9 protein-coding genes are annotated in these 13,727 nt (G+C 67.8%); all 9 read left to right on the plus strand.

Annotated features, from left to right (window positions below; translation table 11 throughout):
• Positions 1-53 precede the first annotated feature (53 nt).
• Positions 54-1,304: an MFS transporter gene (locus G7Z99_RS17675; protein ID WP_181096054.1), complete on the plus strand. Its 1,251-nt coding sequence runs from the start codon at positions 54-56 to the stop codon at positions 1,302-1,304.
• A gap of 8 nt (positions 1,305-1,312) precedes the next feature.
• Positions 1,313-2,566, plus strand: a complete 1,254-nt coding sequence (locus tag G7Z99_RS17680) for an arsenic transporter (RefSeq protein WP_181096056.1) — start codon at positions 1,313-1,315, stop codon at positions 2,564-2,566.
• A 429-nt stretch (positions 2,567-2,995) separates the two neighbouring features.
• The gene (mrdA, locus tag G7Z99_RS17685) at positions 2,996-4,912 is read left to right on the plus strand and encodes a penicillin-binding protein 2 (RefSeq protein ID WP_181096058.1); all 1,917 of its coding nucleotides are present in this window, start codon (positions 2,996-2,998) and stop codon (positions 4,910-4,912) included.
• A gap of 746 nt (positions 4,913-5,658) precedes the next feature.
• Positions 5,659-6,720 carry a 3-deoxy-7-phosphoheptulonate synthase gene (locus G7Z99_RS17690; protein ID WP_181096060.1) on the plus strand — a complete coding sequence of 354 codons (1,062 nt, stop codon included), beginning with the start codon at positions 5,659-5,661 and terminating at the stop codon, positions 6,718-6,720.
• Positions 6,721-6,802: 82 nt separating this feature from the next.
• Positions 6,803-7,084 (plus strand): peptidylprolyl isomerase, encoded by a 282-nt coding sequence (locus G7Z99_RS17695; protein WP_181096062.1) that lies wholly within the window; start codon positions 6,803-6,805, stop codon positions 7,082-7,084.
• 282 nt (positions 7,085-7,366) lie between these two features.
• Complete coding sequence (locus G7Z99_RS17700) at positions 7,367-8,137, plus strand: 3-hydroxybutyrate dehydrogenase (protein ID WP_181096064.1); 771 nt, start codon at positions 7,367-7,369, stop codon at positions 8,135-8,137.
• Between the two features lie 79 nt (positions 8,138-8,216).
• Complete coding sequence (locus G7Z99_RS17705) at positions 8,217-10,172, plus strand: acetoacetate--CoA ligase (protein WP_181096066.1); 1,956 nt, start codon at positions 8,217-8,219, stop codon at positions 10,170-10,172.
• Between the two features lie 598 nt (positions 10,173-10,770).
• On the plus strand, positions 10,771-11,046 hold the full coding sequence (locus tag G7Z99_RS17710; RefSeq protein ID WP_181096069.1) for a peptidylprolyl isomerase: 276 nt from the start codon (positions 10,771-10,773) through the stop codon (positions 11,044-11,046).
• Positions 11,047-11,189: 143 nt separating this feature from the next.
• A complete protein-coding gene (locus G7Z99_RS17715; RefSeq protein WP_181096071.1) occupies positions 11,190-13,721 on the plus strand; it encodes an autotransporter family protein in 2,532 nt (843 codons plus the stop codon).
• Positions 13,722-13,727: the final 6 nt, after the last annotated feature.

The raw sequence follows: 13,727 nt of genomic DNA on the forward strand, positions 1-13,727 counted from the left end.
ACACGCAGGTGGACCACGGGTGTTCATTGACCCCTTTTTCCGAGTACCGCCCCTTGGACCACACTGCGCCCTCCACCCCCCGCAACCCACCCCTGGACTGGCTGAACTTCTTTCTCGCCGACGTGCGCGATGGGCTCGGTCCGTATCTGGCGATCTACCTGCTGGCCGTGCACCACTGGCAACCGGCGAGCATCGGCCTGGTCATGACCGTGGCCGGGGTTGCTGCCTTGCTGGCGCAGACGCCGGCCGGCGCGCTGATCGACCGCACCTCGGCCAAGCGTGCCGTGGTGGTGGTCGCCGCCCTGCTGGTGACCGGTAGCTGCCTGCTGCTGCCGATGATCGATTCGTTCGGGCTGGTGGCCCTGACCCAGACAGTCAGCGCGATTGCCGGGTCGGTATTCGCGCCGGCCATCGCGGCGATCACCCTCGGCATCACCGGCCCCAAGGTCTTCACCCGACGCATAGGCCGCAACGAGACCTTCAACCATGCCGGCAACGCCTGCTCGGCGCTGTTGGCGGGCGGGCTGTCCTATGCCTTCGGGCCGGTGGTAGTGTTCTACCTGATGGCGGTGATGACCGTGGCCAGCATGGTTGCCGTGAGCCGGGTGCCGGCCAAGGCCATCGATCATCAACGCGCCCGTGGCCTGGCGCACGATGACGGCGCCAATCCGGCAGGCTTCGCCTTCTTGCTGCGCAACCGGCCCTTGCTGGTGTTCGCGGCGTGCTGCGCGCTGTTCCACCTGGCCAACGCGGCGATGCTGCCCCTGGTGGGCCAGAAGCTGTCGCAGGTCGACCTGAAGCTGGCGACGCCGCTGACCTCGGCGTGCATCGTCGCGGCGCAGCTGGTGATGGTGCCGATGGCCCTGCTGGTGGGCGCCAAGGCCGAGGTGTGGGGGCGCAAGCCGCTGCTGTTGCTGGGCTTTCTGATCCTGCCGCTGCGTGGTGCGCTGTACGTGCTGTCGGACAATCCGTTCTGGCTGGTGGGCGTGCAACTGCTCGACGGGATAGGCGCCGGGATCTTCGGCGCGGTGTTCCCGATCGTGGTCAAGGACCTGACCGAAGGCTCGGGACGCTTCAACGTGAGCCTGGGCGCGCTGACCGCGATCTTCGGCCTGGGCGCTGCGCTGAGCCCTGGCATCGCCGGGCTGGTGGTGCAGTCGGCCGGGTATGACGCGGCGTTCCTGACCCTGGCGGGGATCGCGGCGGTGGCCTTCCTGCTGCTGTGGCTGGCGATGCCGGAAAGCGGCCGGGGCGCCGCATCCGCCGACACCGAGACGGGCCTGCGCCCCGTGGCAGGGAGCTGAGGGGACGTATGTCGACGATCAATCCGTCCTGGATCATCTGGGGGGTGGCTGCAGTGGCCACCGCGGGCGTCATCCTGCGACCGTGGCGAGTGCCCGAGTACGTCTGGGCCATCGGCGGCGCGGTGCTGCTGACGGTGCTGGGCCTGATCACTCCGCGTGCGGCGCTCGGCGCCGTGGGCATGGGGAGCGATGTGTACCTGTTTCTGATCGGCATGATGGTGCTGGCCGAGCTGGCGCGTCAGGAGGGGTTGTTCGACTGGCTGGCGCGGTACGCGGTGCGCCATGCCAAGGGGTCGGGCCAGCGCCTGTTCGACCTGGTGTTCGGGGTGGGCACGCTGGTCACGGTGTTCCTCTCCAACGATGCCACGGCGGTGGTGCTGACCCCGGCGGTGTACGCCGCGTGCAAGGCGGCCAAGGCCGAACCGCTGCCGTACCTGTTCATCTGTGCATTCATCGCCAACGCGGCGAGCTTCGTGCTGCCGATCTCCAACCCGGCCAACCTGGTGGTGTTCGGCAGCCACCTGCCGCCGCTGCTGGACTGGTTGCGGCAGTTCAGCCTGCCGTCGCTGGCGTCCATCGGCCTGACCTACCTGGCCTTGCGCCTGACCCAGCGACGCCAGCTGCGCCAGCCCTTGGCGCGGGACATCGAGATCACCCCCCTGCCGACCGGCGCGCGCCTGTGCGCAGGGGGGATCGCGGTGACCGCGGCGGTGCTGCTGACGGCGTCCGCGCTGGACGTGCCGCTGGGGTTGCCGACGTTCTGCGCGGGGGTGGCCACCGCCATCCTGGTCCACCTCTACCAGAAGCGCAGCCCCTGGCCGATGGCACGGCACGTGTCGTGGGGCGTACTGCCACTGGTGGCCGGCCTGTTCGTGCTGGTCGAGGCCGTCGCTGCCACCGGGATCATCGAACGCCTGGCGCACGCACTGGCGGCCCTGGCCCAGGCCTCGCCGACCCAGGCGAGCTGGACGGCGGGGATCACCGTGGCGATCGCCAGCAACCTGATGAACAACCTGCCGAGCGGGCTCATCGCCGGATCGATCGGGCAACTGGCGCACGTGCCAGCGCAGACCACGGCGGCGCTGCTGATCGGGGTGGACCTAGGGCCGAACCTGTCGATCACCGGGTCCCTGGCGACCTTGCTGTGGCTGGTGGCGATCCGTCGCGAGGGGGAACAGGTGAGCGCCTGGCGCTTCCTGCGGCTGGGGGTGGTGGTGATGCCGCCGGCGCTACTGGGGGCGTTGCTGTTGTTGCAGGTGTGAGTGGCGTAGGCCGGTGCCCTCACCCTTGGCTATGCAGGCGACTGACAGGCGTGGGCCCTTCGGGCCCAATCGCGGCACAGGGGCCGCTCCTACAGGGGATTGCGTTGGACTGGCCTATCCGCACTGCGTTTCCGTGAGCGGCCCCTGTGACGCGATCAGGCCCGAAGGGCCCATGAAACACCGCACCATGGGCAGCGCCGAGCCCAGGCCAGCCGCCCAGGATCCGCTCGACCCACCGCCCCAGCACCACATGAACAAACCTTCATGTCCGCGCAAATGCCCGCCGCCAGGGTGTCTCACAGTGCTGGCAGGAGGCATCGGACTTACCGACGTTGAGCCGCCCGGGCGGGATGCGTAGGATTCACCGCCCGAATTACCGCCCCTGCCCGCCTCGCCGTTTGCGCGCTTACCCTGGATTCATCGCCACCGATGCCCCAACCGATCCCGCTCAAGGACCACGACACCGAGAAAACCCTGGTCAACCGCCGTGTGCTGGTCTGCGCCACGCTGGTACTACTGCTGGCCGTCACGCTCGTCGGCCGTCTCTACGTGTTGCAGGTGGTGCAGCATGACCAGCAGAGTGCCGTGTCGGAGAACAACCGGGTACACGTGCTGCCGATCCCGCCCGAGCGCGGCCTGATCTACGACCGCAACGGCGTGGTGCTGGCGGACAACAAGCCCAGCTTCAACCTGACCCTGACTCGCGAACGTGCCGGCAACACGGCCCAGGTAGCCCAGGTGCTCGATACCCTGGCACAGATCCTCGCGCTGGACCCTGACGATCGCCAAGGCTTCGACAAGGACCTGCGCCGCGGCCGCAAGCCGTTCGAACCCGTGACCCTGATGGTGGGGCTGAGCGAGGAGCAGATCGCGCTGATCGCGGTGAACCAGTTCCGCCTGCCGGGGCTGGAGGTCGAGCCGCAGTTCATCCGCGAGTATCCGCTGGCCGAGCATTTCGCCCATTCGGTCGGCTACGTCGGGCGGATCAACGAACAGGAGGCCAAGCGCCTCGACAGCACCGAGTACCGCGGTACCCAGTCGATCGGCAAGACCGGGATCGAGCACTTCTACGAACCCGAGCTGCACGGGCACGTCGGCTACGAAGAGGTCGAGACCAACGCCCAGGGCCGGGTCATGCGGGTACTGCGCCACCAGGACCCGACCCCCGGCAAGGACCTGGTGCTGACCCTGGACGCGCACTTGCAGATGGCCGCCGAGAAAGCCCTCGGCGATCGCCGTGGCGCGGTGGTGGCGCTGGACCCGAGCAGCGGCGACGTGCTGGCGATGGTCAGCAACCCAGGCTTCGACCCGAACCTGTTCGTCAAGGGCATCAGCTTCAAGCAATACGCGGCGCTGCGCGACTCGATCGACCGCCCGCTGTTCAACCGTGTGCTGCGCGGGCTGTACGCACCCGGCTCGACCATCAAGCCGGAGGTGGCCATCGCCGGCCTGGACAGCGGCGCGACCACGCCGACCAACCGGGTGTTCGACCCGGGCTACTACGAGTTGCCCAACTACGAGCACAAGTACCGCAACTGGAACCGCAGCGGCGACGGCTGGGTGGACATGTACACGGCCATCATGCGTTCCAACGACACCTACTTCTACGACCTGGCGCACAAGCTGGGGATCGACCGCCTGCACGACTACATGAACGCCTTCGGTCTGGGCCAGAAAGTGTCGCTGGACATGTTCGAGGAGTCGCCCGGCCTGATGCCGTCGGCCGAGTGGAAACGCGCGACCCGGCGCCAGGCCTGGTTCCCGGGCGAAACCCTGATCCTCGGTATCGGCCAGGGCTACATGCAGGTGACCCCGCTGCAACTGGCCCAGGCCACCAGCCTGCTGGCGAGCAAGGGCGTCTGGCACCGGCCGCACCTGGCCTTGACGGTGGACGGCCAGGCGCCGATCGACCCGAACCCGATGCCCAACATCACGTTGCACGACGCCCATGCCTGGGACCAGGTCAACCAGGGCATGCAGATGGTCATGCACGACCCACGCGGCATCGCCCGGGCCGCAGCGGCGGGCGCGCAATACCGGATCGCCGGCAAGAGCGGCACGGCGCAGGTGGTGGCGATCCGGCAGGGCGAGCGCTACAACCGTGATAAGACCCTGGAGCGGCACCGGGACAACGCCTTGTTCGTCGGTTTCGCACCGGCGGAGCGACCGGAGATCGTGGTCGCGGTGATGATCGAGAACGGCGAGGCCGGTGGGCGTGTGGCCGGGCCGGTGGTGCGCGAGGTGATGGATGCGTGGTTGCTCGATGACCAGGGGCATCTGCGGCATCGGTTGGCGGAGGGTGGCCAGGGTGCGGCGGGTGATGGGCGGGGCGTGCCGAAGGCTTGAGGGGGAAGTGAGCCTGTGAAGTACGCATCGCTGGGGGCTGTGGGCCCTGCGGTCCCAATCGCGGCCGGTCCGGCGCCCCGGCTGGGGCCGCTCACCCGTAGCTACACCGCAGAGGTACAGACGATCAAGGGCCTGTGGGAGCGGGCTTGCCCGCGATAGCGTCTGCCCCGTCACCACCTGCATCGCAGGCAAGCCCACATCAGGTTTGTAGGAAAAATACCACTCCCGGCCAAAAAAGCCATTGATCCCCGCCCTACCGCTGACGTAAGCTCGGGCTCATTCACTGGAGCGCACCCATGTCCCACCGCCTTCGCCACCTCGCCGATCACACTGCCCGCCCCGCGCGTGCCGTGCGGGCCGTGGCCGGCCGCGAGACGCTTGGCTGCAGCTATTTTGGGTATTGGTTTAGCCACAGGCGCCGCTGATACCCACACCGGCGCCCACCTTCGAGGGGCCGCCGATACGAGAATACTCAACCCCCGGTCGGCCCTCCGATCGGGGGTTTTGCGTTTCAGGCCCTTTCATACCGTTTCACACCGAGGATACCGACATGACCTACGCCTACGACCGTTACCAGCGCGCTGCCTGGCGATTTAGCCAATCCCGTTCGGGCCAGCCTGCCGCCTCCGTTCGGTCCTCCACAGGTGGCACTTCATCACCCATCGCCTCACCGGCCATCTGTCGAACACCTCGATAGGGCCGACAGCGCGGGCCACGACCCGCTGTCCGCCCCAAGGAACCTTGCCATGCACGCTTCTACCGCCGCCCTGCCCCTGACCCAACCCCAGGCTGCCAACACCGTCGTCAGCCGCCGCCTGCCCAGCCCGCACCTGCTCAAGCAGCAGATGCCGCTGTCCACCGCCCTGGCCCAGCAAGTCGAACGCCATCGCCAGGCCGTACGCGCCATCCTCGAAGGCCGTGATCCACGCCTGCTGGTGATCGTCGGCCCCTGCTCCCTGCACGACCCCCGCGCCGCACTGGACTACGCCGACCGCCTGGCCGCCTTGAGCGAGACGCTCGGCGACCGTCTGCTGCTGGTCATGCGCGCCTACGTCGAGAAGCCGCGTACCACGGTGGGCTGGAAAGGCCTGGCCTACGACCCGCACCTGGACGGCAGCGACGACATGCACACGGGGCTTGGCGTTTCGCGCGGGCTGATGCTCGGGATGCTCGAGCGCGGCCTGCCCGTGGCCACCGAGCTGCTGCAGCCGATGGCCGCCGGCTACTTCGACGACCTGCTGAGCTGGGCCGCCATCGGCGCGCGCACCACCGAGTCGCAGATCCACCGCGAGCTGGTCAGTGGCCTGGGCCTGCCGGTCGGGTTCAAGAACGGCACCGACGGCGGCGTGGCCATCGCCTGCGATGCGATCCGTAGCGCTGCCCACCCGCACCGGCACTTCGGCATCGATACCCAGGGTTTCCCGGCGATCGTCGAGACCCTCGGCAACCCGGACACCCACCTGGTCCTGCGTGGCGGGCACGGGGGGCCGAACTACGACGCCGACAGCGTCGCCCAGGCGCGCCAGGGCCTGGCCAAGGCCGGGCTGCCTGCACGTATCGTGGTCGATTGCAGCCATGCCAACAGCGGAAAGGACCCGGCCCGGCAACCGGGGGTCTTGCGCGACGTACTGGCCCAGCGCGAGGCCGGTGATCGCTCTCTGGTAGGGGTAATGCTCGAAAGCCATCTGTTCGACGGTTGCCAGGCGCTCGGCAAGGGGCCGCTGAAATACGGTGTGTCGATCACCGATGGCTGCCTGGGCTGGACCTCGACCGAAGCGGCGCTGCTCGACGCGGCACGCCGTGGCTGAATGCGCAGGCGGTCGCACGTGCCACGAGACACCGCCACCGCAGATGCGCTAGGCTGTCGTTTTACTTGAAGGAGTCTTTCCCATGGCACGCGCCACCGCCCGTCACATCCTGGTCAACAGCGAAGAGAAGTGCAACGAACTCAAGGCCCAGATCGAAGGGGGCGCCGATTTCGCCCAGGTAGCCAAGGACAACTCCACCTGCCCGTCCAGCCGTCAAGGCGGTGACCTGGGCTCGTTCGGCCCAGGCCAGATGGTCAAGGAATTCGACACCGTGGTCTTCAGCGCCCCGGTCAACACCGTACAAGGTCCGGTCAAGACCCAGTTCGGCTACCACCTGCTGGAAGTGACCAGCCGCCAGGACTGATCCGTCCTCGCTGCACCCCCACACGGGGCAGGCTGTACGCTTCGTCACGTCGCCGATCCAGGCCTGCCTGGACAGGGACGAGGATGAAGCGCTCAGCCTGCCCCGTGTGCGTTTCGATGCTCGCCTGATACAGGCCCTTGTGCGCCCGCACACCCTCATCGCCTGTGCCCTGCCCTGGCAGCGGCCTGATCCGCCAATCTCCGTTTGCCCCCTGCCACACGTGCCCATCCGGCTTCGATAAAGGCTACGCTGTCGCTACCTTTTGCCTACAAGGAGCACGCCATGGATCTGCGCGGTAAAACGGCCCTCGTCACCGGTTCCACCAGCGGTATCGGCCTGGGCATCGCCCACGCCCTGGCTCAGGCGGGCGCCAACATCGTGCTCACCGGCTTCGGCGATGCCCTGGCGGCCGTCGAAGCCGTGGCGACCCACGGCACGCAGGTCTGGCACCTGCCGGCCGACCTGTCCGACCCGGCCCAGATCGAGGCGCTGTTCGAGCAGATCCAGCAGCAGGTCGGTCGCCTGGACATTCTGGTCAACAATGCCGGCATCCAGCATGTCGCGCCGGTCGAGCGGTTCGCCCCTGAAGCCTGGGACCGGATCATCGCGCTGAACCTGTCGGCGGTCTTTCACTGCACCCGCTTCGCCCTGCCCGGTATGCGCGCCGCTGGCTGGGGGCGGATCGTCAACATCGCCTCCGTACACGGCCTGGTCGGCTCGGTCGGCAAGGCTGCCTACGTGGCCGCCAAGCATGGCGTGATCGGCCTGACCAAGGTGGTCGGCCTGGAGACCGCCGACAGCCAGGTCACCTGCAACGCCCTCTGCCCAGGCTGGGTGCTCACGCCCCTGGTGCAGCAGCAGATCGACGACCGGGCCGCCAAGGGGCAGTCGGTCGCCGACGCCCAGCAGGCGCTGTTGGCGGAGAAGCAGCCGTCCGGGGCCTTCGTGACGCCCGAGCACCTGGGCCAGCTGGTGTTGTTCCTGTGCAGCGAGGCGGGCAGTCAGGTGCGCGGCGCCGCCTGGAACGTCGACGGGGGCTGGCTGGCCCAGTGAGGGCGCTGGCATAGTGCGCACGACAACAATAATTCGCCCAGCCCCAGGCTGGGCCTGCGAGTCAATGGAGCAGTCGACCATGAGTCAGATTCTGTGGCGCCCTTCGCCCGAGCGTGTGAGCCAGAGCCGGATGGACGCCTTGCGCAAGCAGCTCAACCACACCCACGGCCTGTCGCTCGACGACTACCCTGCCCTGCACCGCTGGAGCGTCGAGCACCCTGGCGCATTCTGGCAGGCGATCGCGGCCTGTTTCGAGGTGCGCTGGAGCGAGCCGCCCCGTACCGCCCTGGAACAAGGCCAGACGCTGAGCGAGGCGCGCTGGTTCCCAGGTGCCACCCTCAATTACGCCGAACACCTGCTGCGCCGCCGGAACACACGGCCTGCGTTGGTCAGCGTGCGTGAGGATGGCACCCGTCGCGTACTCGATTGGGCGGCACTGGCGGCCCATGTGGCCGGTGCGCAGCGGGCACTGCACGAGGCGGGCATCCAGCCAGGGGACCGTGTCGCGGCGGTGATGCCCAACACCTGGGAAACCTTGGTGGCGATGCTGGCCTGCGCCAGCATGGGGGCGATCTGGTCCAGTTCGTCGCCGGACTTCGGCGTGCACGGGATCGTCGATCGCTTCAGCCAGATCGAACCACGCCTACTGATCGCCTGCGCGGGCTATCACTACGCGGGCAAGGCCATCGACCAGGTAGAGAAGATCAACCAGGTGGTGGCGCAGTTGCCGAGCGTGGAGCGTCTGGTGGTGGTGCCCTATACCCGCACGCAGACCGAGGCCGGGGCGTTCGACGGCGTCCCGACCTGCCTGTGGGACGACTGGTACCAGCCAGGCGGCGAGCCGACCTTCACGCCCCTGCCCTTCGACCATCCGCTGTACATCCTCTACTCCAGCGGCACCACGGGCGTGCCCAAGTGCATCGTCCACCGCGCCGGCGGCGTGTTGCTGCAACACCTCAAGGAACACGGCCTGCACGCGGACCTGAAGGCCGACGACGTGCTGTTCTTCTACAGCACCTGCGGCTGGATGATGTGGAACTGGCTGGCCAGTGGGCTAGCGGTCGGCGCCACGCTGGTGCTGTTCGACGGCTCACCGTTCCACCCCGGCCCCGAACGCTTGCTGGACCTGATCGACGCCGAGCGCATCACCGCTTTCGGGACCAGCGCCAAGTACCTGGCGAGCCTGGAGCAGCACGGTCTCGAGCCGATGCGCACGCACGACCTGGGCAGCTTGCGTACGCTGATGTCCACCGGCTCGCCGCTGTCGCCGCAGAGCTTCGACTACGTGTATGGGCGCCTCAAGGCCGACCTGTGCCTGGCGTCGATGTCGGGCGGCACCGACATCGTGTCCTGTTTCGTGCTGGGCAACCCGACGCTGCCGGTGCGGCGTGGCGAGATCCAGTGCAAGGGACTGGGCATGGCCGTCGAGGTGTGGAACGAGGCCGGGCAACGGGTGGTGGGCGAGAAAGGCGAGCTGGTCTGCACCCAGCCGTTTCCCAGCATGCCGCTGGGGTTCTGGGGTGACCAGGACGGTTCACGCTACCGGGCGGCGTATTTCGACCAGTTCGCGGGGGTCTGGTGCCAGGGCGACTATGCCGAGGAGCAGGCCGAGGGCGGCCTGCAGATCCATGGCCGCTCCGATGCGGTGCTCAACCCTGGCGGGGTACGGATCGGCACGGCCGAAATCTACCGGCAGGTGGACAAGGTCGAGGACGTGGTGGAAAGCATCGCCATCGGCCAGCAATGGCAGGACGACGTACGGGTGGTGCTGTTCGTGCGCCTGCGCGAGGGCCTGCAGCTGGACGAGGCGCTGCGTCAGCGCATTCGCCAGGTGATCCGCCAGTTCACTACCCCGCGGCACGTGCCGGCGCTGATCGTGCAGGTGACCGACATCCCGCGCACCCTCAGCGGCAAGCTGGTGGAGCTGGCGGTGCGCAACGTGGTGCATGGATTGCCGGTGAAGAACACCGATGCACTGGCCAACCCCGAGGCGCTGGAGCAGTTCAGGGATCGATCGGAGTTGAAGGCCGGTTGAAGGGGTGGCGTTCCTGAAGAGCCCGGCCCCCGCAGCGATTGTCGTGGACACTCTGCCTGAACCCGACCACGACGCGGTTATTGTGGGAGTCCGCCCGCCGCGTTGTCGCGCAGAGAACATGGCGATAGCTGGCAGTGCTCAGATACTGTGTCGCTGATTGGTTTCTGGGGCCGCTTTGCGGCCCATCGCGGCACGGGGGTGCTCCTACACCCGTAGCGCCAATGCGGTGATTCAGAACACACTCACGCTCCTGTAGGAGCGGCCCCTGTGCCGCGATTGGGCCCGCAGGGTCCATAAGGTTCTGTAGGTAATTTTTTTAAAATCAAAAACTTATCTTATGTTCTATGAGAGCCGGCTTGCCGGCGATAGGGCCAGGACCTTCGGCGCCGGCCTCGGCCCTGTCGCTGGCAAGCCAGCTTCCCATAAGGTTGCAGCATGCCTGAGGGTATCTCGAACCAGCAGCGATTGCCGCAGGCGCCCAGCCTGAACCCGGCCCCAGCCGGCACTGCGGATCAGCTCCCCCCTGGCCCGACGCAAGGTAGGCCCACGCGGGTGCTATCAGGCATAATCGCGACCTTTGGTCTTCAGGCACCGTTTCATGAAAGCACAAGCGCGTCACATCCTGGTCAAGACAGCGGCCGAGGCCGAACAGCTCAAGCAGCGCCTGGCCAAGGGCGAGGCATTCGACGTGCTGGCGCGCAAGTGCTCCACCTGCCCGTCCGGCAAACGCGGCGGCGACCTGGGTGAGGTACGGCCCGGCCAGCTGGTGGGGGCGATCGACCAGGTCATCTTCAAGAAGCCTCTGCGGGTGGTCCATGGGCCGATCAAGACCCGCTTCGGCTTTCACCTGGTGCAGGTCTTCTACCGGGACTGACGTGATGGCTTAAAGCTTCCAGACAGTTCTGTCAGTTGTTCCTCTCCGTGCACCCTCTGTAAAACCTCGGCATGACCTCCACAGCCCTCACGGCCAGGCTGCGTGGCAGTGGTCGCGGCCGCAGGATGGACGGAGAATGCACGATGCACAGGCCTGTCTGGCTCACCCTGGGCTCACTCGCCCTGGTCACCCTCGCAACGCCCACTGCCGAAGCGGCCTGTGACTTCGCTTCTGGTGCAGGCAACGGCAACTACCGATGCGACAGTGGCAGCGCGCCCTCGCTGACCGCTCTCTCGGGCGACAATACCCTCGTGCTGCCCCCTGGCGGCACGGGCGAGATCACCGGCAACGTGACCTTCGGCCCCGGCGCCGACACGGTGGAGATCGCCTCGGGACGGATCGGTGGCACGCTCAACCAGGGTGCCGGGATCGATGTGTTCCGCATGAGCGCCGGGCTCATCGAAGGTGGCGTCAACCAAGGCGACGGTCTTGACCGGTTCTACATGACCGGCGGACGGATCGTCGGCACCTTCGACAGCGGCGACTATGCCGAGATGGAGGGCGGGCAGATCGGTAGCGTCAACATGCGGCTGGACCAGAACACCTTCATCCTGCGCGGCGGCGAGATCGAGCGAAACCTGATCGCAGCCTTCGACCGAGACTACATCGAGGTCTTCGACGGCCGCATCGGCGGCAACATCAGCGTCAGCGGTGGCGACGACCAGGTACTGATACACGGCGGTCGCATCGAGGGGGACGTACTGCTCAGCCTCGGCCAGGACCAGTTCACCTGGGACGGCGGGACCCTTGGCGGCAGCGTCGACCTGGGCCCCGGGGACGACACCGCACTGCTGGCCGACCTGCCAGGCGAGACACTGCAGAGCGTCATCGACGGCGGCCTGGGCGACGACCGCCTGACCTTCGAGGCCAGCCAGCCGGCAAACGGAGGGCTGTACCGGCAGTTCGAGCAGATCGCCCTGACCCGTGCCAGCCGCCTGACCCTGGACGACGCGTTGGTGCTGGGCGACCCTGCTACCGGCAGCGGTACGTTCGACATCGACGCCAGCAGCACCGTGGCCTCCCGCAGCGGCAGCCTCCGCCCCTTCACGACCGGTCGCAACGTGAGCGTGGTGAACGCCGGGACGCTCGACCTGCGTGGCGGCAACGATGCCCAAGGCCGTCTCGAGATCCAGGGAGACTACACGGGCAACGGCGGTACGCTGCGGGTCAACAGCGTGCTGGCCGGCGATGAAGCGCCCTCCGACCGCCTGGTGGTGAGCCGCGGCCGCATCAGCGGCAGTACCACCCTGCTGGTGGACAACCTGAACGGTACTGGTGCCGTCACCAGCGTCAACGGCATCCAGGTGGTCGAGGCCCGCGACGGCGCCACCAGCACGACGAATGCCTTCGTCCAGACCCAGGTGCTGTCGGTGGGTGCCTATGACTACCGACTGTTCAAGGGCGGCGTCACCGCCGGCAGCGAAAACAGCTGGTACCTGCGCTCGACGTTGCCGGCAGTGACTGAACCGCCCGTCACGCCGGGCCCTGAACCCGAGCCGGCACCGGAGTCGCCCCCCGTGACACCCGTCGACCCGGGGGGCGATCCGCAGCCCGTCCCCGTGCCCACGCCAACGCCAACGCCGGTGGTGCAGACGCCCATCGCCGCGCCAGCGCCTGGGCAGGCGCCACTGCCCACGGCCACCGAGGTGCAGGCCGTTGCGCTGTACCGACCTGAAGTGGCTGTCTATGCCGCCGCGCCACGCGGCGCCGGCCTGATCGCCCGCCAGACGCTGGGCAGTTTCCATCAGCGCCAGGGTGACCAGCGCCTGCTGCAGGGCAATGGCGGCCTGCCCGCCAGCTGGGGGCAGGCCTATGGTGGCAACCTGCGCCAGCAGTGGTCCGGTACGGTCAGCCCGCGCCTGGACGGCGACCTGTATGGGTTCAAGGTGGGCCAGGATCTGTATGCCTGGGCCGAAGGGGGGTACCGCCAGCACGTGGGCATGTACGTCGGCCAAGGCCGTCTCGAAGGCGATGTGAAAGGCTTCGCCCTGGGACGCAAGGACACCCAGGTCGGCGACCTGCGCCTGGACGGTGACAGCGCAGGGCTGTACTGGACCCTGGTGACCCCTGGCGGCGCCTACGTCGATGCCGTGGTGCAGTACACGGACCTGGACGGCCGCGCCCGCTCCGACCGGGGCCAGCGGATCGACCTCGACGGCAACGCCTGGACCGCCTCGCTGGAAGCCGGCCACCCGCTGACCCTGTCAGAGCACTGGACGGTCGAGCCGCAGGCCCAGGTCATCGCGCAGAAGACGAACCTGCACGCGGCCCGCGACAGCGCCTCGCGCATCGGCTTCGACAGCCAGCCCGACGTGACCGGGCGACTGGGTGCACGCCTGGAGGGGACGTTCGTCAGCACGCGTGAACGTGTCGTGCAGCCTTACCTGCAAGTGGACGTGCTGCACACCGCGGGCGGGCACGACACGGTGGTGTTCGACAACGTCGACCGGATCAAGACCGATTACCGGCAGACGGCGGCACAGGCCGAGATCGGAGTGGTGGGGCAGATCAGCGAGGCGCTCAGCGTGCATGCCGGGGTGCGGTACGGCGCCAACCTGGATGCGCGGGACCAGGCACGCAGCGGGGGGCAACTCGGCGTGCGCTGGCAGTTCTGAAGCGTC

The organism is Pseudomonas entomophila (assembly GCF_013523165.1).
Classification (GTDB): Bacteria; Pseudomonadota; Gammaproteobacteria; order Pseudomonadales; family Pseudomonadaceae; genus Aquipseudomonas; species Aquipseudomonas entomophila_A.